This is a genomic window from Sphingomonas pokkalii (assembly GCF_003096275.1).
In the GTDB taxonomy this organism is placed as follows: Bacteria; Pseudomonadota; Alphaproteobacteria; order Sphingomonadales; family Sphingomonadaceae; genus Sphingomonas; species Sphingomonas pokkalii.
Map to the genome: position 1 here is coordinate 2381829 of NZ_QENQ01000001.1, position 24034 is coordinate 2405862.

Below are 24034 nucleotides of genomic sequence, written 5' to 3' on the forward strand. Positions count from 1 at the left end.
CAACTAGCCGCCCAGCACCTCGACCAGCGTCTGCACCTTCTTCTGCCGCCACTGCGGCAGCGGCGCGACCAGCCAATAGCCGAGTCGCGAGGCCTTGGGCTCGCCGACCATGGCCACCCGGCCCGCCTCGATATCGGCGCGGGCGAGCAACTCGGGCACGGTCGCACGGCCCAGCCCCTGCGCCGCCGCGTCTATGGCAAGACCGGCATCGGCGACGCGCACCAGCGATCCGGCATCCTCCGCCATGCAGCCGGGCCAGGAAATCCGCACGTCGATCGTGCCGCCGCCGGGGCGCTCGATCGTGATCATGCCGTCGCTTTCCAGCGCCTCGCCCTCATGCTCGCCCGGCCCTTCGCCCCAGCGGATCGCCAGGTCGAGATTGGCTTCGGTGAAGTCGAGCGCATCGTCGGCGGGAACCAGGACGAAGCGCAGATCGGGATCGATTCGCGCGATGTCGGAAAGCCGCGGCATCAGCCATTTGGCGGTCAGGTCGCGCGGCGCGGCGATGGTCAGCGACTTGGAGGATTGCCCCGCCTGCATCGCCCGCACCGCTTCCTCGAACTGGAGGAAGCCGTTGCGCAGCGCGGTGAGGCCGCTTTCCGCCTCGGGGGTCAACTCCAGCCCCTTGGTGGTGCGCCGGAACAACACCACGCCCAGCGTATCCTCCAGCGCCCGGATCTGCTGGCCGACGGCAGCCGGGGTCACCGCCAGCTCGTCCGCCGCGCGGGTGAAGGAGAGGTGGCGGGCGGCGGCATCGAGCACGCGCATTCCGTTCAACGGCAGATGGGTCCGCTTCATCTCGATCCTTCTCCGGCCTGTCCCCGGCGCAGACCCCGGCCTCTCACTGTTCCCCCGACACGGTCGGCGCGATCAGCGCGAATCGCGGGATCGCCACGTCGAACGACGAACCGTCCTCGGCAATCATGTGATAGCTGCCCTGCATCGATCCGTTCGGCGTCGACAGCGGGCAGCCTGAGACATAGTCGAAGCTCGCCCCCGGCACGATCATCGGCTGTTCGCCGACCACGCCCTCGCCCTCCACCGTGTGGCGCAGGCCGCGCCCGTCCGTGATGATCCAGTGGCGGGTGAGCAGTTGCACCGCCACCGGCCCTTCGTTCTCGATCCGGATATGATAGGCCCAGAACCAGCGCCCGCGCTGCGGCTCGGACTGTTCGGGCAGGTACGTCACCGACACACGGACGACCACGCCGCGCGTCGTCGCCTCGTCGGTGAACAGCGCCTTCACAAGCCGGCGCCCCGCAGCGCCTGGTCGAGATCGGCGATCAGGTCGTCCGCGTCTTCCAGGCCGACATTGATGCGGATCATGCCTTCGCCCACGCCCATCTCCAGCCGCTTTTCCTCGGCGAGGCCCGAATGGGTGGTGGAGGAAGGATGCGTCATCAGCGAGCGCGAATCGCCGATATTGTTCGAAATGTCGATCAGTTGCAGCCCGTCGAGCAGCGCATGCGCCTGCTTGCGCCCGCCCTCCAGCTCGAAGCTGAAGATCGGCCCGGCCGCGTCCATCTGGCGCATGAACAGATTGTGCTGCGGGTGGCTGGGCAGCGCCGGGAAGTTCACCCGCGGCACGCGCTTCTCGAGGAAGCTGCCGACCTTCAGCGCATTCTCGCTCTGGCGACGGATGCGCAGGTCCAGCGTCTCCAGCCCCTTCAGCACCACCCAGGCGTTGAACGCGCTCAGCGTCGGCCCGGTGTTGCGGGTGAAGGGCAGCAGCGTGTTGGTGATGAAATCCTCGCTGCCGCACACGGCGCCGGCGAGCACGCGGCCCTGCCCGTCCATCATCTTGGTGGCGGAATAGGCGACCACGTCCGCGCCGAATTCCATCGGTCGCTGCAGCGCGGGGGTAGCGAAGGCATTGTCGACCACCGTCACGATGCCATGCTTCCGGGCGATCGCGCACACCGCTTCCAGGTCCACCACATCCATCGTCGGGTTGGCGGGGGTCTCGAAGAAGAAGATCTTGGTGTTCGGCCGGATCGCGTCCTCGAACTGCTGCGGATCGCGCGCGTCGATCGTCGTGGTGGTGACGCCGAAGCGCGGCAGCAGCGTATCGGTCAGCCAGCGGCACGAGCCGAAGGCAGCGCGGCCCTGGACGATATGGTCGCCCTGGCTCACCTGGCAGAGCAGCGCCGCGGTCATCGCCGCCATGCCGGTGGCCATGGTGCGGCAGGCCTCGGCGCCTTCCAGCAGGGCGATGCGCTGCTCCAGCATCTCGACGGTCGGGTTCTGCAGCCGCGAATAGGTCATGCCGACCTGGTCGCCGGCAAAACGCGCGGCAGCATCGCCCGCGCAGTCATAGGCATAGCCCGAGGTGAGGAACAGCGCCTCGCTGGTTTCCCCGAACTCGGAGCGCGCGGTGCCGCCGCGCACGGCCTGAGTCGCGGGCTTCCAGGTTCGGGTGATGCTCGGGTCTTGTCCGGTACGACGCTTCATGCGCGCTGCTTTGCGGCGCTTGGGGGCGCGGCGTCAACCTTTGGCTTGTGCGGACCTGCACCCTATTCCGATCCGCCCTGACCTCCGCTACGCCCTCCCGATGCGTCTCCGCCTTTCGGCTCTCGCCACCCGCCCCTGGCTCGTCGCCCTGCTGATCGGCCTCGCCGCGCAAGCGCTGTTCGCCTTCCATCTCGATCGCCCCGGCGGGATCATGTTCGACGAGGTGCATTATGTGCCTGCCGCCAAGGCGCTGATCGAACTGTCCGGCCCCCGCAACATCGAACATCCGCTGCTCGGCAAGGAACTGATCGCGCTGGGCATGGATCTGCTCGGCGACAATCCGTTCGGCTGGCGGCTGGTGCCCAGCCTTGCCGGCACGGCGACGGTGCTCGGCGTCTTCACCTTTCTGATGGTCCTGATGCGCGGGCGGATGCGGGTTGCGGTCACCGGCGCCGCACTGGCGATGCTGAACCAAAGCCTGTTCGTCCAGGCCCGCACCGCGATGCTCGACATCTTTCTCGGCGCCTTTCTGCTCTGGGGCCTGGTGTTCCTGCTCTGGGCGATGCGCGGCACGCGCGGGCAGGTGCTTTGGCGCTGGTGCGTCGGCGCCGCGCTGCTGGGGCTCGCGACCGCAGTGAAATGGGCCGCCGCGCCCTATATCGCGCTCGTCGCCCTCGCCTTTGTCGCGATCCGGCTGCGCGATGCCCGCCGGGCGCACCGCCCGCTCGCCGCCGCCCTGCTCTCGGGCGATCAGCCGCACTGGCCGGGCCTGCCGAGCCTCGCCGGCCTGGCGCTGCTCGGTGCGATCAGCATTTCGGTCTATTTCGCCACCTTCACCCCCACCTTCTTCTATCTCACCGGCGCGACCGACGGACTGTCCGGCCTGCTCCACCTCCAGCGCGAGATGTACGCCGCGCAGGTGCAGGTGCTGCCGCATCATAACTACCAGTCGGACTGGTGGAGCTGGCCGCTGATCCTCCGGCCGATCTGGTTCTTCTACGCCTGGGATCATGGCGCCCAGCGCGGCGTGCTGCTGATCGGCAACCCCGTGATCATGTGGGGCGGGCTGGTCGCCGTGCTCGTCGCCTATGCCGTGTCGTTCCGCGGCCGGGCGCTGCGCCCGCTCGCCCTCGCACTGCTCTGGACCTTTTCGGTCGCCATCTATGCCATCATCCCGAAATCGCTGGGCTTCTATTATTACTACCACCTCTCGGCGATCTTCCTCTGCCTGGTGCTGCCGGTGACGTTCGATCATTTCGATCGCACCCGGGACCGCGGCTGGGAAGAATGGTATGTCGCGCTGGCACTGGTCTGCTTCGGCTATTTCTACCCGATCCTGTCCGCCGCCCCGCTCGATGGCCCGATGGCCTTTGCGCATTGGACCTGGTTCCCCGGCTGGCGGTAAATTTCGTTCCGCCCGCGCAGCCATCTTGAAGGGTGTACGGGAAGCCCTAGCTTGACATCAGTTTCAAACTGCAACGGAGCTCCCATGACCGCGTCGACCGACGTCCTTTTCCGTCCGTTCCGCATCAAGTCGCTCGATCTGCCCAATCGGATCGTGATGGCCCCGATGACCCGCACCTTCGCGCCGGCCGGCATCCCCGGCGCGGCCAACGCCGCCTATTATCGCCGCCGCGCCGAAGGCGGCGTCGGCCTGATCCTGTCGGAAGGCACGGTGATCGACCGTCCGGCCTCGCGCAACCACCCCAATATCCCGTTCTTCCACGGCGAGGCCGCGCTCGCCGGCTGGCAGCAGGTGATCGACGAGGTCCACGCCGCCGGTGGCAAGATGGCGCCGCAGATCTGGCACACCGGCTCCACCGTCGGTCCGGACCGCGAATGGAAGCCCGATGCGCCGGTGGAAAGCCCCTCGGGCCTGCTCGCGCCGGATAAGCCGCGCGGCGTCGCGATGACCGAGCAGGACATCGAGGCGACGATCGCCGCCTTCGCCAAGGCGGCGGCCGATTCCAAGCGCCTCGGCTTCGACACGGTCGAGCTCCACGGCGCGCACGGCTATCTGATCGACCAGTTCTTCTGGGCGGGCACCAATACCCGCACGGATGGCTATGGCGGCGCCACCATCGCCGATCGCTCGCGCTTCGCTGTCGAGGTGGTGAAGGCGGTGCGCGCAGCGGTCGGCCCGGATTTCCCGGTCATCCTGCGTCTCAGCCAGTGGAAGCAGCAGGATTATACCGCCCGTCTCGCCACCACGCCGGACGAGATGGCAGCCTGGCTCCAACCGCTGGTCGATGCCGGCGCGGACGTGCTGCACTGCTCGCAGCGCCGCTTCTGGGAGCCCGAATTCCCGGAGATCGACGGCGAGAACGGCCTCAACTTCGCGGGCTGGGCAAAGAAGCTCACCGGCGCGGCGACGATCAGCGTCGGCTCGGTCGGCCTGTCGGGCGAGTTCATCGCCGCGTTCGGCGGCGAGACGTCCGAGCATAGCGACCTCGACAAGCTGGTCGAGCGGATGGAGCGCGACGAGTTCGACCTGATTGCGGTCGGGCGCGCGCTGATCAGCAACCCGGACTGGGTGCACAAGGTCCAGGCCGGTGCAGGCGAAGCGCTGAAGGGGTTCAGCCCGGCGGCGCTGGCGGAGTTGGTGTAACGACTAGGAACAAACCCCTCCTCCTCGGAGGAGGGGTTGGGGTGGAGGGATTCCAGACCAGACGTTGGTCTCGCTGAGACCCCGCCCCACCCCAACCCCTCCCCTGAAGGGGAGGGGCTAAGTTTTGGCTAGTACCGCCCCCACACGAACCGCGACGACAGCGCGAAATTCCACACCGCCGCCACCGCGATCCCGGCCAGTGCGGAAAGCCGCCAGTCACCATGCTGCACATTGTGCAGGAACGCCGCGAGGCCGACATTCGCCGCCGCGCCCACGCCGCACACCAGGCAGAAGCTGAACCATCCCGCCAGGATCGGCCCCGCCCCCTGCAGCCGCCGCTCGCGATAGGTCAGGGCGTTGTTGAGCAGGAAGTTGAACGTCATCGCCACGATCGTCGCGGCGATGGTGCCGGTCACGAAGGGCAGCCCGACCAGCCGGAACAGCACGAACAACACGCCCAGATGCACCGCCGCGCCGGCCGCGCCGATCGCCGAGAACATCGCGAACCGCACCGGCACGACCTTGCCGAACATCCGGTCGTACAAGGCGATCAGATATTCCATCGCCACGACGTAATCGAGCTTGCTCTCGCCTTCGATGCGAACACGGAAGGTGTAGGGCAGTTCGCGGAAGCGCAGCGGTTTCGGGCTGGCGGTCATGATGTCGAGCAGGATCTTGAAGCCGATGCCGGAAAGCACCGGCACCAGCCCGCGCACGATCTCGCTGCGGATCATGAAGAAGCCGCTCATCGGGTCGGTCAGGTCGGCCTTCAGCACCTGGCGCGACAGCTTGGTCGCGAAGGCGGATTTGGCGACGCGCTCGCGGTCCCATTCGCCGGTGCAGCCGCCTTCGCAGAAGCGCGATCCGATCACCACGTCCAGGCCGGCATCCGCCTGCAGCGCATCGAGCATCTTCGGCAGCAGCGTCTCGTCATGCTGCAGATCGCCGTCGATCACCGCGACGCACGGCGCGGCGGTGGCGCACATCCCCTCGATGCACGCCGACGACAGGCCACGCCGCCCGATCCGCTGAATCACGCGTACGCGCGGGTCGGCGCGCGCGATCGCCCGCGCGGCATCGGCGGTCCCGTCGGGGCTGTCGTCATCGACGAAGATCGCCTCCCAGGCGCGGCCGGCAAGGGCCGCGTCCAGCTTGGCGATCAGCAGGGGAACATTGGCGCGCTCGTTGAACGTAGGGATGACGATCGCGAGTTCGAGCAGGGTTTCGCTCACTGAAGCTCCGACAGTACCGCATCCCCCATCGCGGCAGTAGAGAGGGTTCCCCCGAGATCGGCCGTCCGCGCGCCCTTGGCAAGCGCCGCGGCAACCGCCTTTTCGATGCGCTGGGCCGATGCCTCGTCCTCCAGCGAATGGCGCAACAACATCGCGGCGGACAGGATCGCGGCGCACGGATTGGCCTTGCCCTGCCCGGCGATGTCCGGCGCGCTGCCATGGATCGGCTCGTACATGCCGTTCGCGCCCGACCAGGCGGCCAGCGACGCGGAGGGCAGCATCCCGATCGAACCGGCGCACATGCTGGCCTGATCGCTGAGAATGTCGCCGAACAGGTTGCCCGTCACGATCACGTCGAACGCGGCCGGCGCGCGCACCAGCTGCATCGCGGCATTGTCGACATACATATGGGTCAGCTCGACCTCGGGATATTCCGCGCCCATCGCGGTGACGACGTCGCGCCACAGCTGCGAGGTCTCGAGCACATTGGCCTTGTCGACCGAGCACAGCTTCTTGCGGCGGCGCTTGGCCATTTCGAAGCCGACGCGGGCGATGCGCGTCACTTCCTGCTCGTCATAGCTCATCACGTCATAGCCCTGGCGCAGGCCGTCGGGCGTGGTGCGATGGCCCTTCTCGCCGAAATAGATGTCGCCGATCAGCTCGCGGACGATGACGATGTCGAGGCCGTTCACCACCTCGGGCTTGAGCGGCGAGGCGTCTTCGAGGCCGGGGAACAGCGTCGCCGGGCGCAGATTGGCGAACAGGCCCAGCGCCTTGCGGATGCCGAGCAGCGCGGCTTCGGGGCGCAGGTGGCGCTCCAGCTTCTCGAAGCGGGGGTCGCCGATCGCGCCGAACAGCACGGCATCGGCGCGCTTGGCCAGCGCCAGCGTCGCATCGGGCAGCGGATGGCCGGAGGCGAGATAGCCTGCGCCGCCGACCGGCGCTTCCTCGAAGGACAGGCCCAGATCCAGCGCTTCCAGAACCCGGCGCGCCTCGCGCGTCACTTCGGGGCCGATCCCGTCACCGGGCAGAACAGCAATCAACGGCATCGCATTTTCCTGACGACGCCCATCGGGATCGACGGGCGAAAGACTGGGGACGCCGCTTAGCCGCCCCGGGGCGGTTTAGGCAACTGCCCGCAACAATCGATCCACCAGCCGTTCCCGCGCTGCGATCGGTTCCGCGCCCTTGCCGGTCAGCAGATCGCGGGCAAGGAAGTGGCCGGTCAGCCGCAGCCCGGCCAGGATATCGTCCCAGCCCGCCTCGCCGCCGGTCTGCAGGAACGGCGGCAGCGCCAGCAACCGCGCTTCATAGCCGGCCGCGCCCGCACGGCTCACCGCGATTCCGCTTTTCGGGCTGACAAAGGCCAGGTCGTCGGTCGCGTCCGTCACCGCGCACCGCGTCAGGTCCAGTCCGAAGCCGAGCTCCGCCAGCAGCAACAACTCATACCGCACCAGCGCGACGGCCCAGCCGCGTGCGGCCGGCGCCGCCTCGATCGCGGCCAGCACCCCCTCCAGCGCGGCATGCAGGCGCGGAAAGGGCAATGCTTCGGGCAGGGTCGTCGCGGTCAGCGCCGTCACCCAGGCGAGCGCCGCCGCCGGCAATGGCTCGCCGAACAGCGGCGCGCAGCTGTGGAGCAGTTCGACGGTCAGCGCCGCAAGCTGCTCCTCGGTGCGCGCGCGCCACGTGCCCAGTACCTGGTTCGAAGGTTGCAGCACCGGCCGCAACGCGCGCGACCGGCCGCCGCGGACATAGCCCGGCTGCATCCCGTGCGCGGCAGTGAACGCACGCACCACCGCGCCATGCTCGCCATGCGGGCGCACGCTCAGGATCAGGGCTTCGGCGCGAAGGTGCATCGCCCCTGCTCTAGGCGCTGGCGGTGCGGGAGGGAATGCCGCCGGCCCTTTCGTTCGTCGCGCGCCCGGAACGAAGGGGCGCCGTCGCGCATTCCATGCGGCACGCAAGCAGAGGAATGTCCGCCATGTCCGACTCGACCGAAACCACCAGCCTGCTCGTCACCGCCCGCGTCGAAGGGCTCAAGGTGCGCAGCCGCGATGGCGATTCGCTGGGCCAGGTCCAGGCATTCATGGTCGAGAAGGAAAGCGGCCGCACGCTCTATGCCGTGCTCAGCCTCGGCGGCTTTCTCGGCATGGGCAAAAGCTATTACCCGCTGCCGTTCGAACTGATCGCCTATGATGCCGGCGGTGACGACTACATCGTCACCATCGATCGCCGGGTGCTCGAAGGCGGGCCGAGCTGGGCGAGCAATCCCCCCGACTTCACCCAGGCCTATGCCGATCGCCTGTCCGGCTATTACGGCCTGTCGGCGGCGCGGGTCGATCGCTTCCCCGAAGCCTGATCGGCGTCAGTCGGCCGGCGCTTCCCACAGTTCGATCGGATTGCCTTCGGGATCGTGGATGCGCGCGAACCGGCCGGTTTCCGGCGTATCCCATTCGGCGCGCGTCTCGATCGCCACGCCGGCGGCGTGCAGCTGCTCCAGCAGCCCGTCGAGATCGATCACCCGCAGGTTCAGCATCGCCTGCTTGTCGGCAGCGAAATAATCGGTGGTCGCGGCGAAGGGCTGGAACACCACCGGCCCGGCCTCGGGATACCAGAACCACGGGCTCGCCTGCCCCTGCGGGTCGGTGCCGCATCCGTCGCCGACGCCCAGCATCTCGCGATACCAGCTCGCCAGCGCCTCCGGATCCTGCGCACGGAAGAAATAGCCGCCCAGTCCCACCACCGGCATCGATCGTCCCCCCGATCAGGCGGCCTGCGCGATCTCCTCGCCGGCCGCGGCCTCCAGCAACCGCCGCTCGATCGTCTTGAGCCGCGACGTCGAAACGATCTTATCCCCGATCAGGTCGGTAAGATAGAAGGTATCGACGGCGCGCTCGCCATAGGTGGCGACATGTGCCGAATGGATCGTCACCTTCGACTGGAACAGCGCATGCGCCAGGCTGTAGAGCAGCGCCGGCCGGTCGCGCGCGTTGATCTCGATGACGGTGAAGCGGTTCGACGCCTTGTTGTCGATGAACACATTGGGCTCGATCGAAAACGCATCGGCGCGCAGCCGTACCGGCGCCTTGGTCTTCAGCCGCTCGGATAGCCGCGCACGGTTCGCCAGCGCGTCGGCGATGCCGGTCTTCAGCCGGGTGAGCCGCGCCTCTTCGTCGAAGGGCTGGCCGAACGGATCCTGCACCAGGAAATTGTCGAGCGCCATGCCGTCGCGCGTGGTGTGGATGCGCGCGTCGATGATGTTGCCGCCGGCGACATGGATCGCGCCGGCGATGCGATAGAACAGGCCCGGATGGTCGGCGGCATAGACCGTCACCAGCGTGGCGCCGCGATCGGGATAGACCTGCGCCTCGACATGCAGCGTGGCGTTGCCCGCTTCGGCGACCATCACCGCATTGCGTTCCAGCACGTCCACCGGTTCGGCGATCCAGTAGCTTTCGGTGAAGCGCTTCCGGAACGCCTCGAACCGCGCCGGCGCCCAGCCGAGCGCGGCGGCCAGATCGTCCTGCTTCGCGGCGATCCGCTCGCCGCGCCCGCGCTGCTTGTGGCCCAGCCGCAGCACTTCCTCCGCCGCTTCGTAGAGGTTGCCGAGCAGCTGCCGCTTCCAGCCGTTCCACACCCCCGGCCCCACCGCGCGGATATCCACCACGGTCAGCGCCAGCAGCATCCGCAGCCGCTCCGCGCTCTGCACCTGCGCGGTGAAGTCGAGGATCGTCTTGAAGTCCGCCAGGTCGCGCTTGAACGCGGTGGCGGACATCAGCAGGTGCCAGCGCACCAGCCACGCCACCATCTCGGTCTCGCCCGGCGTCAGCCCCAGCCGCGGGCACAGCCGCTCGGCAACCTCCGCTCCCAGGATCGAATGGTCGCCGCTGCGGCCCTTGGCGATATCGTGCAGCAGCACCGCGACATACAGCGCGCGGCGGGAGGCGAGCTGGTGCAGCAGGATGGTGGCCAGCGGATGGTCTTCCTTCAGCTGCCCCTTCTCGATCCGGCTGAGCAGCCCGATCGCGCGGATCGAATGTTCGTCCACCGTGTAATGGTGGTACATGTCGAACTGCATCTGCGCGACGACGCGGCCGAAATCGGGCACGAACCTGCCGAACACCCCCGCCTCGTTCATCCAGCGCAGCACCGTCTCCGGGTCGCGCGGCGAGGTCAGCACATCGAGGAACAGCGCGTTGGCGCGCGGATCGGTGCGGACGTCGTCGACCAGCTTGGCGTCGCGCGCCGCCGCCCGCATCGCCAGCGGATGGATCTCCAGCTCATGCTGGTCGGCCAGCGCGAACAGCTCGATCAGGCGCACCGGGTCCTCGCGGAAGAAATCGTCGCGGGGCAATGCCAGCCGCCCGCGCTCCAGCACGAACCCCTTCAGCTTGCGCCGTCCGCGCCACAGCGCCGGGAAACCGAAGCGCCGCCCGCGGCTGGCGAACTTTTCGTCCAGATGCGCCAGGAACACGCCGGTGAGGTCGCCGACCACTTTCGCCTGGAGGAAGTAATAGCGCATGAATCGCTCGACCTTGGACATGCCCGGCCGGTCGGCGAAGCGCATCCGCTCGGCGATCTCGCGCTGCACGTCGAAGGTAAGGCGGTCCTCGGGGCGGTTGGTGATCAGGTGCAGCTGGCAGCGCACCGCCCACAGGAAATTCTCGGCCCGGCGGAACTGGCGATATTCGGTCGGCGTCAGCAGGCCCGCCTCCACCAGCTCGGCCGGCTCGCGGACGTTATAGGCGAACTTGCCGATCCAGAACAGCGTGTGGAGGTCGCGCAGGCCGCCCTTGCCTTCCTTCACATTGGGCTCGACGACATAGCGGCTGTCGCCCATCTTCTTGTGCCGGGCGTTGCGCTCGTCCAGCTTGGCGGTGATGAAGCCGCGCGCGCTGTCTGCCTGCACCTCCGCCTTGAAGCGCCGCCCGGCCTCGTCATACAGGTCGGTATCGCCCCACACATAGCGCGCCTCCAGCAGCGCGGTGCACACCGTCACGTCGGCCTTGGCCTCGCGCACCATCTCGTCGAGCGAGCGGGAGGAATGCCCCACCTTCAGCCGCATGTCCCACAGCGAATAGAGCATCGATTCGATCACCTGCTCGCTCCAGCCGGTGACCTTCCAGGGGGTAAGGAAGCCGATGTCGATATCCGAATGCGGCGCCATCTCGCCCCGGCCATAGCCGCCCACCGCGATCAGCGTCATCCGCTCGACGGCGGTGGGGTTGGCGTTGGGGTGCAGCCGCTCCACCGTGAAGTCCCACAACAGCCGCAGGATCTGGTCGGTCAGGAACGCGCCCGCCGCCGCCGCCTCCAGCCCGCGCGAAGGATGGTCGGCCAGCCGCCGCGCAATCTCCGCCCGGCCCGCCTCCAGCGCCGCCTTCAGCACCACCGTCGCCGATTGGCGCAGCGCGGCGGGATCGCGCGCGTCGAGCGCACCAAGCTGCTCGGCAACGGCACGGCGGTCGATCAGGGCTCGCCGATGGGGGACGGACGCGAAACGGGTAGGCATGGCAAGTCAGATAGTAGGATTTCCGGGCAAGTTCACCCATTCCGGCCGCATGCGTGCGATTTTGCCGCCCGGACAACCCGGATTATTGCAGCGACTGCCTGCCAGGCTGCCACAGCCCCCGCCATCGGATGGCAGGGCGGCAGCCGATATCCGCGATCCCGATCATGCGGCCCTTCGGACATCGGGTTCTTGACGGCGTTCGGAACACCCTTCGCTCCCGGCCCGTTGAGCGGCCCGAACGAACAGGAGATTGTCATGGCCATCGAAAGCAAGACGTCCAAGCCCAGGAACCCGCGCAAGCGCGCGCCAAAGGCTGCCTCGGCAGCCGAGGCTGCATCGCCGGAGGCCAAGGTCGATGCCGCCGCAGCCAAGCCCGCCCCGAAAAGTCGGGCAAAGCGCACGCCCAAGGCACCGATCCCCGCACCCACGGTGGAGAAGCGGCCGCGGCTCGGCAAGAGCGGCCTCGCCGCGATCGTAGCGACGGGTCTGGGCGCGATCGGCGCGATCGCGTTCGGCATACTGCGCAGCCGTCGGGCCACCGCGACGACGCCGGGTACCGTTCCGACCGACCTGATGGGGGACGGCCATCCCGATGGCACCGCCCGCGCCATCGAAGCGTTCCGCCCCGATCCGACCGCCCCGGTTCCGCCGAACGAGCGCGATGCGTTTCGGCCCGCGCTGGCAGGCGGTTCCGCGCCGACGCTCGTCGCCGGCCAGGACGACGAGCTTCGCCGCGCCGACGCGGCCCCCTCCTGAGCCACCCGGATCCGCACCCATGCGCAACCATCGCGGCGGCCGTGCATTGCTCCAGCACGTCCGAGATACAACAGGAGAGAGACCCATGCGCATCTTCGCTTTAGGCATGGTCGCTGCGGCCACGCTGGTTTCCGGCTGCGTCGGCGACAATTACGGCCCCGGTTCGTCCAGCTATGGCGGCTACCGGTCCTATGACTATGATCGGCCCGATCCCGCCTATAACGGCTATTACGCCGATCGCTATTATCGCGAGGGCCGCAACTATCGCGAACGCCGCCTGTCGCGGAACGATCGCGTCTATCGCGGTCAGGATGGCCGCTATTATTGCCGCCGGAACGACGGCACGACCGGCCTGATCGTCGGCGGCGTCGCGGGCGGCCTGCTCGGCAACCTGATCGCACCCGGTGGATCGGGCACGCTCGGAACGCTGCTCGGCGCAGCGGCGGGCGCGGCGGCCGGCCGTTCGATCGATCGCGATAACGTCACCTGCCGCTGATAGGATCGGGCCGGGGTCGAGTCCCCGGCCCCACCGTTTCGAGGAGCCTGCCATGACGACCCGCACCGCTACCGCGCGCTACACCGGCTTCGGCAAGACCGGGAAGGGCCAGCTCAGCAGCCCTTCCGGTGTGTTGGAAGCGACGCCCTATAGCTTCAACACCCGCTTCGGCGACGAAAAGGGCACCAATCCCGAAGAGCTGATCGCCGCCGCCCATGCCGGCTGCTTCACCATGGCGCTCAGCTTCGCGCTGGCCCAGGCCGGGTTCAGCGAAGGCACGCTGGAAACCACCGCCGCGGTGAAGCTCGAACAGGATGGCGACGGCTTCGCCATCACCCGGTCGGACCTGAAGCTGCACGCGGACGTCCCCGGCATCAGCGAGGAGCAGTTCGAGGCGCTGGCCAAGGGCGCGGAGGCCAATTGCCCGGTTTCCAAGCTGCTCAAGGCCCAGATCGGCCTGGAATGGACGCTTGCCTGAAGCACCACCCCGGCTCGCCGGCCGCCCCTAGGGGCGATGGCGTGCCGGGGCAACCTCGCCGCCGCCTCGGTGCGGCCGACGGCCCAGCCTTGCAACCGGCACCCATTGTTCCCTATATGTTCATACGCTTCCCGGATGAGGGGCCTGCTCTTTGATCGCGTCGATCTTCCATGTCTGCCGCGGTGCCGGCGTCGCGCACCTGCCGCACGCTTTGCCTGCCCCGACGACGGCCGTTCGCAACAGCCCCGCCCCGCCCGCGCCGCAACCTCGCGCGATTGCGTCATCGTGTGAACTTTGTGAACTTTGGCCGTCCGGCAGCACCGCGAAACCTTTCACAGCTGTGAACTTCGTGAACTTTGCCCGCCCGGCAGCACCCGCGAAATCCGTCACGACGGTGAACTTCGTGAACTTTGCCCGCCCGGCAGCACCCGCGAAACCCGTCACGACGGTGAACTTTGTGAACTTTGCCCGACCGGCAGCACCCGCGAAACCCGTCACGACGGTGAACTTTGTGAACTTTGCCTGCCCGGCAGCACCCGCGAAACCCGTCACGACGGTGAACTTCGTGAACTTTGCCTGCCCGGCAGCACCCGCGAAACTCGTCACGACGGTGAACTTCGTGAACTTTGGTCGGGCCAGCCTGGCTCAACGCCGCCCCAGCAGCACTTCGATGCCTTCATGCCGCGCGGTATCCGCGCACTCGTGTTCCAGCCGGTCCCGTATGGCGAGCAATTCCCGTTCGCCGAGATGCTCGATGCCGATGAACTCGTTGCGGGCGTTGTCGATGGCCCGGATCACTTCGTCCAGCTTGGCCTGAAGCGCCGCCGCGTCCCGGTTCTGCGCGTTCTGGATCAGGAACACCATCAGGAAGGTGACGATCGTCGTGCCGGTGTTGATGACCAACTGCCAGGTGTCGGACCAGTGGAACAAGGGCCCGCTGATGCCCCAGCCGACGATGATCAGGAAGGCGAAGGCAAAGGCCGGCGGACGCCCGGCCCAGCCGGCCACCGCCTGTGCGAATCGTTCGAAAATCCTGCCCATTGCCGCGCTCCCGATCCTGCCTGCCATTCGCTATGCGCGGCGATATAGGGGTTGCCAACCGCGCGGGGATGCGGCCCGCACCAAAAGGGGGCCGGCGTCGCCGCCAGCCCCCGTGTCGCCAGCCCGCGGCAGCGGCGATCCCCAGATCGCCTCGCTTCAGTCCGGCGGCAGGCGCTGCCCCGATCGGCAAGGATCGTGGCACCGCTGCGGATGCAGGCACCACCTCTTGGGGAAGGCTGGCCTGCTCCTTCGCTCGAACGTCGCGGTTTCCGAATGGCACCAGCGCCGCCGAGGCGAACAAGGGATTGATTTCATGCCGGTTTCCCGCCACTCGATGCAATCTCCCTGTGCCTTGAAGGGTCGCACCGAAGCCGAGTCGCACCAAGCGGAAACCCACCGCACCAGGCTGTTAGAACTGTGGATAACGGGGATAACCCCGCTTCATCCGCCCGGCGGCGACCAGCCCGGCGGCGCCAGCTCGAACCCGGCAAAGTCGAACCCCGGCACCACCACGCAGCTCACCAGCCCCCAGCCCTGCCGCGCCTCGGTCGCCTGCCACCGCCCCGCCGGCACGCGGATCTGCGGAGTCTGCCCCGCCAGCACGTCGCCGCCCAGCAGGTGGGCGGTAACGTCCCGGTCGGCGGCATCACCGATCCGCACCTCCAGCGGCGATCCGGCGTGCCACAGCCACAGTTCGTCGGCATCCACCCGATGCCAGTGCGATCGCTGGCCGGCCTCCAGCAGGAACCAGATGGCGGTCCCGGCCGATCGCCCGCCATCCTTGCCAACTGCCCGCCACGTCTCGCGAAACCAGCCGCCTTCGGGGTGCGGCGCCAGGCCCAGCCGGTCGATCAGGGCGCGCGCTTCGGTCACTGTCTCTGCCTCCTGCCTGAACACCATGTCGTCTCAGGTTCATGCAACATGTCGTAAACCCGAAACGTTGATTTCATCTACCGCACATCGGGGAGTTTGATATGCGTACTCTGCTTCTTTCGCTCAGCGCTGCGGCGCTGGCCATTCCCGCCGCGACGGTGCTTCCGTCCACCCAGGCCGAAGCCAAGCCCGTCGCCCAGGATCGCTATTACCGGGATCGTGAGCGCTACCGCGACGATCACCGCCGCTACGAATATCGCGAATGGCGCGGCCGCGATGGCCGGCGCTATTGCCGCAAGCCGGATGGCACCACCGGTCTGGTCGTCGGTGCAGTCGGCGGCGCGCTGCTCGGTCGCACCATCGATACCGATGGCGATCGCACCATGGGCACCGTGCTCGGCGGCGTGGCGGGTGCGCTTGCCGGGCGCGCCATCGAACGTGACGGCGATCGCCGCTGCCGCTGATCCGGCCCGAAATGCCTCCGTCGGCCCGCTGCCGGGCCGACGGGGGAACCTGAAGGAACGTGCAGGGTTCGGTATCGCGTGGGGACCATTATTCGGTATCGCGTGGGGACCATTAGGAGTGCCTGCCGTGCAGAAGCCCAAGCCCTATCGTGCACCGATCCGTCGCCGCAGCGCGACCGCCCTGCCGCCGCGACGGCTCCGCCGCGGCGTCGGCAGCGTCGAGGATCACGATCTGGAAATCATCTTCGACTGGGAAGAACCCTCGTTGACCCAGCATTGACAGCGCGATTCGCTTGGCAGAGGCTTGCACCTTGATCCGAAGCGGAGGCGCGCCATGGCTGGCAAGAAAGAAAAGAAGACCGAGAAGAACGGCAAGAGCCCCTCGATCCTTCCGAAGGTCGTCGATGGGATCAAGCTTCCCAAGGAAGCGCGCCGCCAGTTGACGGCGCTGGCCAAGCACCCGGTGATCGCCGATCTGATCGCCGCTGGGCTGGTCGCGCTGGCCAACCGGATCAAGGGTGAACCCGCCAAGGCCGAACCCGCCGCGGCGCCCCCACCCGCCACGCCCGAACCCGTGGCAGCGGCACCGGCAGCGGTAGAAACCGCCAGGCCCGCCGTGAAGCGCGTCCGCAAGCCGGCCGCAACCGCCAAACCCGTGGTCAAGCGTGTCCGCAAGCCCAAGGTGACAGCCGCTAGCCCGCAGGTCGCGACACCCGCCCCCCCTTCCACCACCACCGCCGCCGCAAAGGCGCCGCCGCGCCGGGTCCGCAAGCCCAGCGACGCCGCCGCCAAGCCCCGCACGCGCCGGTCACCGCCCAAGGCTGACGCCTGAGGCGATATTGCCCAAATGAAAACGGGCCCCGCCAGATGCTGGCGAGGCCCGGATCTACGCATCGTCGGATCGATCAGCGGCGGTGGCGATTGCCGTCATGCTTCTCGAAGCGGATCTTGGCCGACAGCATGTCGTAGCGGCGGTCGAGGTCCCGGCGCTCCCCCTGGGTCAGGCCGGGACGCGAGGCCCGATAGCGCGCCTCCAGCCGCACCAGGCCACGATATTCGTTGCGGATCTGCGTCGCCTCGCGGCGGCTGAGCGCACCCGAGCGGATGCCCTGATTGATCCGCCGTTCGATGCGGTCCTGGCGGGCATTGATGTTCTGCCAGCCCCCCTGGAACGTCGGCGCGGCAGACGCGGGAACGGCGGCAGCGGCAACGCCAATACCTGCGATCAGCAGCATGAACTTCTTCATCGTGACAACTCCTCTACTGGACCGCCCCTGCGGTCTAGCGCCGTTGTGGAACGGCAGTGTCGCGCGCTTGTCCCGCACCTCGGCCTTTTCCGTCACGATTTGTCGCAAGTCGGATAGGTTTGTTCAGCTTCAGGCCGCCAGCAGCCGCTCTGCCTGGGCCCGCGCTTCGGGGGTTATCTCCGCCCCCGACAGCATCCGCGCGATTTCCTCGCGGCGTTGCTCGGGGGTGAGCGGGGTCACGCCGGTGCGGGTGACGATGCCGTCATGGCGCTTGGCGATCAGCAGATGCCGCGCCCCGCGCGCCGCCACCTGCGGGCTGTGCGTCACCACCAGCAACTGCGAGCCCTGGGCCAGTCGCGCCAGCCGCTCGCCGATCGCATCGGCCACGGCACCGCCGACGCCGCGATCGATCTCGTCGAAGATCAGCGTGCGCGCGCCGCCTTCCTCGGCCAGCGCTACCTTCATCGCCAGGATGAAGCGCGACAATTCGCCGCCGCTGGCGATCTTCATCAAGGGAGCGAACGGCGCACCGGGATTGGTCGAGACCTCGAACTCCACCCGGTCCATGCCGGCTGCGCTCCACTGGTTCTCGTCGAGCGGCTCCACCACCGTGCGGAAACGGGCGGCATCCAGCTTGAGCGGCTTGAGTTCCGCCGCCACCGCCGCATCGAGCCGCGCCGCCGCCAGCGTGCGCATGGCGGAAAGGGTCCGTGCCGCCTCGCGATAGCTCGCGTGCGCTTCGGCCGCGGCCTTTTCCAGCCGGGCGATGCCCGCACCGCCGCTGGTCACCCGATCGAGGCGACCGGAAAGCTCCGCCAGCAGCGCCGGCAGGTCGTCCGGCTGCACGCGGTGCTTGCGCGCGACGGCGCGCAATTCGAACAGTCGCGCCTCGTCCGCCTCCAGCGCGGCGGGATCGAAGGCGAGCGCCTCGGCGGCGGCGTCCACCTGCGCCTGCGCCTCGCTGCCTTCGGTGATCGCACGGTCGATCGCCGCCAGCGCCTCGCCCAGCGCCGCGTGATCGTCGGACACCCGTTCCAGAATGCGCGCCGCCTGCCGCAGCCGGGCAAGCCCGCCATCCGATCCTTCCAGCAGCTCGGCGATGCCCTGCAGGTCGGTCGCGATCTTCTCGCCGCGCTGCATCGTCGCGCGCCGCTCGGCGAGTCGCTCCTCCTCGCCCTCCTCGGGGGCAAGCGCCGAAAGCTCGGTAACGGCATGTTCCAGCCATTCACGGTCGCGCTCTGCACTGTCCTGCTCGGCGCGCGCCACCGCCAGCGCATCCTCGGCTGCACGCCAGGCGCGGTGGGCGATCGCAACCGGCCCCACATCGCAGCGCCCGAAGGCGTCGAGCAGCAACCGGTGCCCCCGCGGGTTGAGCAGGCCGCGATCGTCGTGCTGGCCATGGATTTCGACGAGGTGGGGCGCCAGCTCACGGAGGAAGCCCGCCGAAGCGGGCTGGTCGTTGACGAAGGCGCGGCTGCCGCCATCGGCCTTCACTAGCCGCCGAATCAGCAGCGGCTCGCCAGGTTCCAGCTCCATGCCGTTCTGCGCGAAAAGATTGGCGATCGCGCCATCGGCAGCGGGGGGCACGAAGCTCGCCCCCACCACCGCCTGCCCCGCACCGCTGCGGACCAGCCCGCTATCGGCGCGCGCGCCCAGCGCCAGCCCCAATGCGTCGAGCAGGATAGACTTGCCCGCGCCGGTTTCCCCGGTCAGCACGCCAAGCCCTTCGCCGAACTCCAGGTCCAACGCCTCGATCAACACCACGTCGCGAATGGATAGCGCGGTCAGCATCGGGGCCCCCTATCGCAGGAACAGGAGTAGAACGGAAGTGGTTTTAGCTCTTCGGCTTCGCCGGCGGGCTCGGCTTGGCCGCCGCCGCCACCTTGTCCTGATTGTCCTGCATCAACTCATAGGCGTGCTTGTACCAGTCAGTGCCGGGATAATTGGCACCGAGCACCGCTGCCGCCTTCTTGGCTTCCTCCGGCACACCCAGCGCCAGATAGGCCTCGGTCAAGCGCATCAGCGCCTCGGGCACATGGGTGGTCATCTGGTAATTGTCCACCACCGCGCGGAAGCGCAGCACTGCCGCCAGCCATTGGCCGCGCACTTCGTAGAAACGGCCGACTTCCATTTCCTTGCCGGCCAGGTGATCGCGCACCAGGTCCAGCTTCAGGCGGGCGTCGGCCGCGTATTTGGAGTTGGGGTACCGGCGAATCAGTTCGCCCAGCGAATCGAGCGCCTGCTGGGTGATCTTCTGATCGCGGGTGACGTCGCTGATCTGCTCGTAATAGGAAATGCCGACAAGGTAATAGGCATAGGGCGCGTCGCGGTTGCCGGGGTGTACCGCCAGGAAGCGCTGCGCCGACGCGATCGCCTCGGGATAGTCGCGGTTCAGGTAATAGCTGAACGCGCCCATCAGCTGCGCGCGCCGCGCCCACACCGAATAGGGGTGCTGGCGCTCGACTTCGTCGAACAGCGCGGCGGCAAGCTTGTACTGGTGCTGATCCAGCTTCTGCTTGGCGGTGCTGTACAGCGTGCCGACGTCGCGGGCGACATAGGGGAGGTCCTTCACCCCGCTGCGCTTGGCACAGCCGGCGGCGGAGAGGGCGAACACCGGGAGAAGCGCGAACGCAAGCGCGCGAGGCAGAGGACTACGCATATGGCGGGGTTCTTAGACCGGGGCCATGGCTGCAAACAATCCTTTTCGGGGCGGGATTGCGGCGGAACCCGCTTCGCGCCACATGCGCTCGCGCTTCCGTACCGTTCACCGAAGGGAATCTTCTCGTGCCCGCCACGCTTCTCGCCACCCACCGCGTCGAAAAACCCTGGGGCCGCCATACCCTCTATCCGGGCTTTGCCGATCCTGCCGCCGATGGCGAACCGGTCGGCGAGGTGTGGTTCCAGACGCCGGGCAATTCGACGCCGGATCTGCTCATCAAATATCTGTTCACCAGCGAGAAACTGTCGGTCCAGGTGCACCCGAACGACGAGCAGGCCCAGGCCGTCGGCCTGCCGCGCGGCAAGGACGAATGCTGGATCATCCTCGACGCCGAACCCGATTCGACGATCGCGCTCGGCACCAAGCAGCCCTATAGCCGCGAGGAACTGCGCGCCGGGGCGCTCGACGGCTCGATCGAGGACATGCTCGACTGGAAGCCGGTGAAGGCCGGCGATTTCTTCTACTCCGCCTCGGGCACCGTCCACGCGATCGGCGCGGGCATCACGCTGATCGAAGTGCAGCAGAATAGCGAGACCACCTACCGCCTCTATGATTACGGCCGCCCGCGCGAATTACATCTCGATGCGGGCATCGCGGTTTCCGATCCCGTGCCGTTCGTGCCGCATCCGATGCCGGGCGCGGTGGCACCGAACCGTACGATCCTGGTTGAAGGGCCGAAATTCGTGCTTGAGCGCTGGGAAGGCGGGCACCGCCGCTTCGATCTGCCGGAAGGCAACACCGGCTGGTTGATTCCGGTCAAGGGCGAGGGCGTGGTCGACGGCGTGGCCTTCAAGGCGGGCGAGTGTCTGACGCTCGAAGGCCATGTCGAGCTGCACGCCGAAATGGGCAGCGATCTGCTGTTCGCATACCCGGGCGACACCCGCGTCGCGGCGATGGACGCACAGTGAACCGCAAGTAGTTTCCTGTTCACGCAACTTGCCGCCGCTCCGGCACGTTCGACACGCATCGATAACGAAAAGGAAATGTTCCGATGCGCATGTTGTTCGTTGCCGCTGCGGCGGCGCTGACGGTGACTGCGGTGCCCGCCATGGCGCAGGGCCCGCGCGAACGCGATGCCCGCCAGGATTGCCGCCGCGATCTGCGGCACGCGGATAGCCGCGGCGAATATCGGCGCGAGCTTCGCGATTGCCGCCAGGACATTCGTCAGGCGTCGCGGGCGGATAACCGCCAGTGGCAGCGCGATTGGCGCCGCTATCGCAATTACGACTATAACCGCCTGCCCGCCGGCGAGCGCCGCTATTATGCCGACCGCTATTATCGCGACGGCCGTTATTATCAGGAGCGCCGCCTGGGCCGGAACGACCGCATCTATCGCGGCAATGACGGCCGCTATTATTGCCGCCGCAACGACGGCACGACGGGCCTGATCGTCGGCGGCGTCGCCGGCGGCCTGTTGGGCAACGCGCTGTCCTCGGGCGGGAATGCGACGCTCGGCACGCTCCTCGGTGCAGCGGCTGGCGGCGCGCTCGGTCACTCGGTCGATCGCGGCAACGTCCGCTGCCGCTGAGGCCTGACGGCAAGCACGAAAAGGGGTCCGGTTCGCCGGGCCCCTTGGCGCTCCAACTCGGCAAGAGCGGGTGGATAATGGATCCCGGCCTCCGCCGGGATGACGGTGTGTGGGTCAGCAGATCGACCCAACGCGGGCAGCGATTAGATGAACCCGCCGGTCAGCATCAGCCGCGCGCCGCTGATGATCAGGATCAGCAGGTTGAGGTTCCGCCCCGCCGCCCCGCGCGACAGCATTCCCACCACCGTGCCGGTAAGCGCGATCGGGAACGCGATCCAGTTGACCAGCGGCACGAAGGGGAACGGGATGATCCCCACCAGCGCAAAGGGCAGCGCCACCAGCCCGATCAGCAGCGAGAGTGCGTTGAACATGGACGGGATTTGGGGCGGCAAAACTGTATTATCAAGGCAGTACACTAGGAATCGACATGCACGCTCGCTGTTTGCGATCGGGAATGATAGGGTCCGCGCCGGTCAGCCCTATCGGCGGCGGAGGTCTTGCATGCCGAGGTCTTACATGGTGCCGTTGTCCAGTCCGCTATTGCTGCTGATGCTCGGAGCTGCCGGTCAGGACGCGCGCATGCTCAACCCCGAATATACGGTCACGAATGTCGGCGGCGGTCTCGGCGTTTTCGTCGACGAGAAGGTGATTATCGGGCGTGTGCCGCAGGGCGCGGGCAGCGCCCGCTGGCTCGCCGAGCGGATCCGGCGTGATCGCAACTGGTGCGGCGCCAAGGATGCGAGCGGCAAGTGCGCCGCAGCCGACACCCAAGTGCATGACTGGATCGACAGTGCGCGGTGCAAGGCGCTGACGACGGCGATGACCACCCTATGGGACCTGCCCCCGGTGCGCTTCCTCCCGCCGGGTGAAACGATGTTCGTCTCCGATTCCGCCACAGTCACGGTGCGAAGCAACACCAGGCAAGCTGGTTACGGTACGCCGCTCAGCATAAGCCAGGAAGAGGGCGACTATGCGCGCTGGTGGCATGCTGCCAGCAACAGCCTGAAACCGTGCTGGCAGGCATCCCCCCCACTGGTGGAGGGCCAGCCGCTTGCCGCCCGCCTTTCCAGCCCCACATCCGCCCCGCAATAGCGCTGCCTTCCCGAGGTTCCCCTTTGCCCCGATTCGCGCTAGGGGCGCAGCATGCCCAATCTTTTTCTCGTGATGCTCGGCGGGGCCATCGGCTCCGCGGCCCGCTACGGCGTTGGCCGCTTAGGCGTTGCCTTGCTCGGCCCTGCCTTCCCCTGGGGCACATTGGCGGCGAACATTATCGGCGGCTTCCTGATGGGCGCGCTGGCTGCCGGCCTCCTGCGCTTCGGCCAGCAGGCTGAACAAGCCCGGCTGCTGCTCGGCGTCGGCGTGCTCGGCGGCTTCACCACCTTCTCCTCCTTCTCGCTGGAGACTTTCGCGATGATCCAGCGCGGCGATCTGGGCGTGGCGCTCGGCTATGTCCTCGCCTCGGTGGTCGGCGCGATCGGCGCGGTCGCCATCGGCATGATCCTTGCGCGGGCGGTGACGGCATGAGCGGCGGCGAGAACGACGTCCGCCAGTTCGTCGTCGGCCTGGACGATGACGGCATCCGGCTCGACCGCTGGTTCAAGCGGCATCTGCCCGACGTGAGCTTCAACCTCGTCTCGCGCTGGGCGCGAACCGGCCAGCTCCGCGTCGACGGTGCACGGGCCCAGCCGGGCGACCGCATCGCCGAGGGCCAGACGATCCGCGTCCCCCCGGCCGAGCCGGCCAAGCCCGCCGCCGCGGCGCGGCCCAAGTCGAACCGTCCGCCGCTCAGCGACGAGCAGGTCGAGCTGGCGCAGTCCATGGTGATCCATCGCGACGCCTCGGCGATCGTGCTCAACAAGCCGCCGGGCCTCGCGACCCAGGGCGGCACCAAGACGTTCGAGCATGTCGACGGCCTGCTCGACGCGCTGCAGTTCGAGGCGGAAGGCCGGCCCAAGCTGGTTCACCGACTGGACAAGGATACTTCGGGCGCGCTGCTGATTGCCCGTTCGGCGCGGGCGGCGGCGTTCTTCTCGAAGAGCTTTTCCAGCCGCACGGCGCGGAAGATCTACTGGGCGCTGGTGATGGGCGTGCCGGAGATCGAGGACGGCTTCATCGAGCTGCCGATCGGCAAGCAGCCGGGCACCGGCGGCGAGAAGATGCAGGTCGACACCGAAGAGGGCCAGCCCGCCCGCACCCGCTACCGGGTGATCGAGCAGGCCGGCAATCGCTGCGCCTGGGTGGAGCTCCAGCCCTTCACCGGCCGCACCCACCAGCTGCGCGTCCACATGGCGGCAATCGGCCACCCGATCGTCGGTGACGGCAAGTACGGGCTGCAGGAGGCGTTCCTCACCGGTGGCATCAGCCGCAAGATGCACCTCCATGCCCGCCGCATCCGCATCGACCATCCCGATGGCGGCCGGATCGACGTCCGCGCCGAGCTGCCGCACCACTTCGCCGAATCGATGCACACGCTCGGCTTCGACCTGGCGGTGGGCAATGCACTGGAGATCGACGACGGTCCCCCGCCGATGAGCAAGGAGCTGCTCAAGCAAAAGGCCAAGGCGCACGCCAAGACCTACCGCAAGGAACGCCGCGGCGAACGGCGGGGTCGTGGGGCGAAGAAGTGATG

Annotated in this window: 29 protein-coding genes; 14 read left to right on the forward strand and 15 right to left on the reverse strand. The window is 67.9% G+C overall.

The features are described from left to right. Positions 1–3: 3 nt before the first annotated feature. From DD559_RS10850 to DD559_RS10860, 3 genes are read right to left on the reverse strand one after another with little or no spacing between them, the layout of a single operon-like run. Positions 4–798: a LysR family transcriptional regulator gene (locus tag DD559_RS10850; protein WP_116469178.1), complete on the reverse strand. Its 795-nt coding sequence runs from the start codon at positions 796–798 to the stop codon at positions 4–6. 43 nt (positions 799–841) lie between these two features. Continuing rightward, positions 842–1246 carry a Co2+/Mg2+ efflux facilitator ApaG/CorD gene (apaG, locus tag DD559_RS10855; protein WP_116469179.1) on the reverse strand — a complete coding sequence of 135 codons (405 nt, stop codon included), beginning with the start codon at positions 1244–1246 and terminating at the stop codon, positions 842–844. Further along, positions 1243–2451, reverse strand: a complete 1209-nt coding sequence (locus DD559_RS10860; RefSeq protein WP_116469180.1) for a trans-sulfuration enzyme family protein — start codon at positions 2449–2451, stop codon at positions 1243–1245. The genes apaG and DD559_RS10860 overlap by 4 nt, the downstream gene beginning before the upstream one ends. Before the next feature lie 100 nt (positions 2452–2551). Here DD559_RS10860 and DD559_RS10865 point away from each other — a divergent pair, with 100 nt between their 5' ends. Then, the gene (locus DD559_RS10865; RefSeq protein WP_116469181.1) at positions 2552–3856 is read left to right on the forward strand and encodes a phospholipid carrier-dependent glycosyltransferase; all 1305 of its coding nucleotides are present in this window, start codon (positions 2552–2554) and stop codon (positions 3854–3856) included. An 84-nt stretch (positions 3857–3940) separates the two neighbouring features. Then, positions 3941–5059, forward strand: coding sequence for an NADH:flavin oxidoreductase (locus DD559_RS10870; RefSeq protein ID WP_116469182.1), 1119 nt, complete (start codon positions 3941–3943; stop codon positions 5057–5059). A gap of 128 nt (positions 5060–5187) precedes the next feature. Here DD559_RS10870 and DD559_RS10875 read toward each other — a convergent pair whose 3' ends face one another. The 3 genes from DD559_RS10875 to recO all read right to left on the reverse strand — a co-directional run bounded on the left by DD559_RS10875 (position 5188) and on the right by recO (position 8147). After that, positions 5188–6291 (reverse strand): glycosyltransferase, encoded by a 1104-nt coding sequence (locus tag DD559_RS10875; RefSeq protein WP_116469183.1) that lies wholly within the window; start codon positions 6289–6291, stop codon positions 5188–5190. Beyond that, positions 6288–7340 carry a 3-isopropylmalate dehydrogenase gene (leuB, locus tag DD559_RS10880; RefSeq protein ID WP_116469184.1) on the reverse strand — a complete coding sequence of 351 codons (1053 nt, stop codon included), beginning with the start codon at positions 7338–7340 and terminating at the stop codon, positions 6288–6290. The genes DD559_RS10875 and leuB overlap by 4 nt, the downstream gene beginning before the upstream one ends. A 75-nt stretch (positions 7341–7415) precedes the next feature. After that, positions 7416–8147: a DNA repair protein RecO gene (gene recO, locus DD559_RS10885; RefSeq protein ID WP_116469185.1), complete on the reverse strand. Its 732-nt coding sequence runs from the start codon at positions 8145–8147 to the stop codon at positions 7416–7418. A gap of 125 nt (positions 8148–8272) precedes the next feature. On the opposite strand from recO, the gene DD559_RS10890 reads away from it, so the two are divergent. After that, positions 8273–8650 carry a PRC-barrel domain-containing protein gene (locus DD559_RS10890; protein ID WP_116469186.1) on the forward strand — a complete coding sequence of 126 codons (378 nt, stop codon included), beginning with the start codon at positions 8273–8275 and terminating at the stop codon, positions 8648–8650. Between the two features lie 6 nt (positions 8651–8656). On the opposite strand, the gene DD559_RS10895 is transcribed toward DD559_RS10890, so the two are convergent. Together DD559_RS10895 and DD559_RS10900 are read right to left on the reverse strand one after the other, a co-directional pair. Further along, a complete protein-coding gene (locus tag DD559_RS10895; RefSeq protein ID WP_116469187.1) occupies positions 8657–9040 on the reverse strand; it encodes a VOC family protein in 384 nt (127 codons plus the stop codon). A 15-nt stretch (positions 9041–9055) separates the two neighbouring features. Next, on the reverse strand, positions 9056–11803 hold the full coding sequence (locus DD559_RS10900; RefSeq protein WP_116469188.1) for a [protein-PII] uridylyltransferase: 2748 nt from the start codon (positions 11801–11803) through the stop codon (positions 9056–9058). Between the two features lie 255 nt (positions 11804–12058). Here DD559_RS10900 and DD559_RS10905 point away from each other — a divergent pair, with 255 nt between their 5' ends. From DD559_RS10905 to DD559_RS10915, 3 genes are all read left to right on the forward strand, one after another. Beyond that, complete coding sequence (locus tag DD559_RS10905; protein ID WP_116469189.1) at positions 12059–12559, forward strand: hypothetical protein; 501 nt, start codon at positions 12059–12061, stop codon at positions 12557–12559. Between the two features lie 85 nt (positions 12560–12644). Continuing rightward, complete coding sequence (locus tag DD559_RS10910; protein ID WP_116469190.1) at positions 12645–13055, forward strand: glycine zipper 2TM domain-containing protein; 411 nt, start codon at positions 12645–12647, stop codon at positions 13053–13055. A 52-nt stretch (positions 13056–13107) separates the two neighbouring features. Continuing rightward, positions 13108–13533, forward strand: coding sequence for an OsmC family protein (locus tag DD559_RS10915; RefSeq protein ID WP_116469191.1), 426 nt, complete (start codon positions 13108–13110; stop codon positions 13531–13533). 120 nt (positions 13534–13653) lie between these two features. Here the strand turns inward: DD559_RS10915 and DD559_RS10920 are convergent, their stop codons facing one another. From DD559_RS10920 to DD559_RS10930, 3 genes are all read right to left on the reverse strand, one after another. Continuing rightward, positions 13654–14139 carry a hypothetical protein gene (locus DD559_RS10920; RefSeq protein WP_116469192.1) on the reverse strand — a complete coding sequence of 162 codons (486 nt, stop codon included), beginning with the start codon at positions 14137–14139 and terminating at the stop codon, positions 13654–13656. Positions 14140–14178: 39 nt separating this feature from the next. Then, the gene (locus DD559_RS10925; RefSeq protein WP_116469193.1) at positions 14179–14574 is read right to left on the reverse strand and encodes a low affinity iron permease family protein; all 396 of its coding nucleotides are present in this window, start codon (positions 14572–14574) and stop codon (positions 14179–14181) included. Positions 14575–15015: 441 nt separating this feature from the next. Next, a complete protein-coding gene (locus DD559_RS10930; RefSeq protein WP_240610214.1) occupies positions 15016–15447 on the reverse strand; it encodes a cupin domain-containing protein in 432 nt (143 codons plus the stop codon). Positions 15448–15548: 101 nt separating this feature from the next. On the opposite strand from DD559_RS10930, the gene DD559_RS10935 reads away from it, so the two are divergent. The 3 genes from DD559_RS10935 (at position 15549) to DD559_RS10940 (ending at position 16743) form a co-directional block, all read left to right on the forward strand. After that, on the forward strand, positions 15549–15911 hold the full coding sequence (locus DD559_RS10935; protein ID WP_116469195.1) for a glycine zipper 2TM domain-containing protein: 363 nt from the start codon (positions 15549–15551) through the stop codon (positions 15909–15911). 127 nt (positions 15912–16038) lie between these two features. Beyond that, positions 16039–16191 (forward strand): hypothetical protein, encoded by a 153-nt coding sequence (locus DD559_RS19815; RefSeq protein WP_165831075.1) that lies wholly within the window; start codon positions 16039–16041, stop codon positions 16189–16191. A 54-nt stretch (positions 16192–16245) separates the two neighbouring features. Next, positions 16246–16743, forward strand: a complete 498-nt coding sequence (locus DD559_RS10940) for a hypothetical protein (protein WP_116469196.1) — start codon at positions 16246–16248, stop codon at positions 16741–16743. Between the two features lie 73 nt (positions 16744–16816). On the opposite strand, the gene DD559_RS10945 is transcribed toward DD559_RS10940, so the two are convergent. The 3 genes from DD559_RS10945 to DD559_RS10955 all read right to left on the reverse strand — a co-directional run bounded on the left by DD559_RS10945 (position 16817) and on the right by DD559_RS10955 (position 19817). Further along, a complete protein-coding gene (locus DD559_RS10945; protein WP_116469197.1) occupies positions 16817–17158 on the reverse strand; it encodes a hypothetical protein in 342 nt (113 codons plus the stop codon). A 129-nt stretch (positions 17159–17287) separates the two neighbouring features. Further along, positions 17288–18949, reverse strand: a complete 1662-nt coding sequence (gene recN / locus DD559_RS10950; RefSeq protein WP_116469198.1) for a DNA repair protein RecN — start codon at positions 18947–18949, stop codon at positions 17288–17290. A 43-nt stretch (positions 18950–18992) separates the two neighbouring features. Beyond that, positions 18993–19817 carry an outer membrane protein assembly factor BamD gene (locus tag DD559_RS10955; protein WP_116469199.1) on the reverse strand — a complete coding sequence of 275 codons (825 nt, stop codon included), beginning with the start codon at positions 19815–19817 and terminating at the stop codon, positions 18993–18995. A gap of 125 nt (positions 19818–19942) precedes the next feature. Between DD559_RS10955 and DD559_RS10960 the strand changes: the two genes are divergently transcribed. Further along, positions 19943–20785, forward strand: coding sequence for a class I mannose-6-phosphate isomerase (locus DD559_RS10960; protein ID WP_116469200.1), 843 nt, complete (start codon positions 19943–19945; stop codon positions 20783–20785). A gap of 83 nt (positions 20786–20868) precedes the next feature. Then, positions 20869–21405: a glycine zipper 2TM domain-containing protein gene (locus tag DD559_RS10965; protein WP_116469201.1), complete on the forward strand. Its 537-nt coding sequence runs from the start codon at positions 20869–20871 to the stop codon at positions 21403–21405. 143 nt (positions 21406–21548) lie between these two features. Here the strand turns inward: DD559_RS10965 and DD559_RS10970 are convergent, their stop codons facing one another. Beyond that, a complete protein-coding gene (locus tag DD559_RS10970; protein ID WP_116469202.1) occupies positions 21549–21776 on the reverse strand; it encodes a hypothetical protein in 228 nt (75 codons plus the stop codon). A 145-nt stretch (positions 21777–21921) separates the two neighbouring features. On the opposite strand from DD559_RS10970, the gene DD559_RS10975 reads away from it, so the two are divergent. From DD559_RS10975 to DD559_RS10985, 3 genes are read left to right on the forward strand one after another with little or no spacing between them, the layout of a single operon-like run. Then, positions 21922–22497, forward strand: coding sequence for a hypothetical protein (locus tag DD559_RS10975; protein WP_133243813.1), 576 nt, complete (start codon positions 21922–21924; stop codon positions 22495–22497). 51 nt (positions 22498–22548) lie between these two features. Further along, positions 22549–22929, forward strand: a complete 381-nt coding sequence (crcB, locus tag DD559_RS10980; RefSeq protein WP_116469204.1) for a fluoride efflux transporter CrcB — start codon at positions 22549–22551, stop codon at positions 22927–22929. Next, the gene (locus tag DD559_RS10985) at positions 22926–24032 is read left to right on the forward strand and encodes an RluA family pseudouridine synthase (RefSeq protein ID WP_116469205.1); all 1107 of its coding nucleotides are present in this window, start codon (positions 22926–22928) and stop codon (positions 24030–24032) included. The genes crcB and DD559_RS10985 overlap by 4 nt, the downstream gene beginning before the upstream one ends. The last annotated feature ends 2 nt before the right edge of the window (positions 24033–24034 follow it).

Excerpts from the sequence above, each read along its gene's own strand:
- DD559_RS10850 (WP_116469178.1), bottom strand. The coding sequence starts at position 798 with ATGAAGCGGACCCATCTGCCGTTGAACGGAATGCGCGTGCTCGATGCC.
- DD559_RS10860 (WP_116469180.1), bottom strand. The coding sequence starts at position 2,451 with ATGAAGCGTCGTACCGGACAAGACCCGAGCATCACCCGAACCTGGAAG.
- DD559_RS10865 (WP_116469181.1), top strand. The coding sequence starts at position 2,552 with ATGCGTCTCCGCCTTTCGGCTCTCGCCACCCGCCCCTGGCTCGTCGCC.
- DD559_RS10870 (WP_116469182.1), top strand. The coding sequence starts at position 3,941 with ATGACCGCGTCGACCGACGTCCTTTTCCGTCCGTTCCGCATCAAGTCG.
- leuB (WP_116469184.1), bottom strand. The coding sequence starts at position 7,340 with ATGCCGTTGATTGCTGTTCTGCCCGGTGACGGGATCGGCCCCGAAGTG.
- recO (WP_116469185.1), bottom strand. The coding sequence starts at position 8,147 with ATGCACCTTCGCGCCGAAGCCCTGATCCTGAGCGTGCGCCCGCATGGC.
- DD559_RS10890 (WP_116469186.1), top strand. The coding sequence starts at position 8,273 with ATGTCCGACTCGACCGAAACCACCAGCCTGCTCGTCACCGCCCGCGTC.
- DD559_RS10895 (WP_116469187.1), bottom strand. The coding sequence starts at position 9,040 with ATGCCGGTGGTGGGACTGGGCGGCTATTTCTTCCGTGCGCAGGATCCG.
- DD559_RS10900 (WP_116469188.1), bottom strand. The coding sequence starts at position 11,803 with ATGCCTACCCGTTTCGCGTCCGTCCCCCATCGGCGAGCCCTGATCGAC.
- DD559_RS10905 (WP_116469189.1), top strand. The coding sequence starts at position 12,059 with ATGGCCATCGAAAGCAAGACGTCCAAGCCCAGGAACCCGCGCAAGCGC.
- DD559_RS10910 (WP_116469190.1), top strand. The coding sequence starts at position 12,645 with ATGCGCATCTTCGCTTTAGGCATGGTCGCTGCGGCCACGCTGGTTTCC.
- DD559_RS10915 (WP_116469191.1), top strand. The coding sequence starts at position 13,108 with ATGACGACCCGCACCGCTACCGCGCGCTACACCGGCTTCGGCAAGACC.
- DD559_RS10925 (WP_116469193.1), bottom strand. The coding sequence starts at position 14,574 with ATGGGCAGGATTTTCGAACGATTCGCACAGGCGGTGGCCGGCTGGGCC.
- DD559_RS10935 (WP_116469195.1), top strand. The coding sequence starts at position 15,549 with ATGCGTACTCTGCTTCTTTCGCTCAGCGCTGCGGCGCTGGCCATTCCC.
- DD559_RS10940 (WP_116469196.1), top strand. The coding sequence starts at position 16,246 with ATGGCTGGCAAGAAAGAAAAGAAGACCGAGAAGAACGGCAAGAGCCCC.
- DD559_RS10945 (WP_116469197.1), bottom strand. The coding sequence starts at position 17,158 with ATGAAGAAGTTCATGCTGCTGATCGCAGGTATTGGCGTTGCCGCTGCC.
- recN (WP_116469198.1), bottom strand. The coding sequence starts at position 18,949 with ATGCTGACCGCGCTATCCATTCGCGACGTGGTGTTGATCGAGGCGTTG.
- DD559_RS10955 (WP_116469199.1), bottom strand. The coding sequence starts at position 19,817 with ATGCGTAGTCCTCTGCCTCGCGCGCTTGCGTTCGCGCTTCTCCCGGTG.
- DD559_RS10965 (WP_116469201.1), top strand. The coding sequence starts at position 20,869 with ATGCGCATGTTGTTCGTTGCCGCTGCGGCGGCGCTGACGGTGACTGCG.
- DD559_RS10970 (WP_116469202.1), bottom strand. The coding sequence starts at position 21,776 with ATGTTCAACGCACTCTCGCTGCTGATCGGGCTGGTGGCGCTGCCCTTT.
- DD559_RS10975 (WP_133243813.1), top strand. The coding sequence starts at position 21,922 with ATGGTGCCGTTGTCCAGTCCGCTATTGCTGCTGATGCTCGGAGCTGCC.
- crcB (WP_116469204.1), top strand. The coding sequence starts at position 22,549 with ATGCCCAATCTTTTTCTCGTGATGCTCGGCGGGGCCATCGGCTCCGCG.
- DD559_RS10985 (WP_116469205.1), top strand. The coding sequence starts at position 22,926 with ATGAGCGGCGGCGAGAACGACGTCCGCCAGTTCGTCGTCGGCCTGGAC.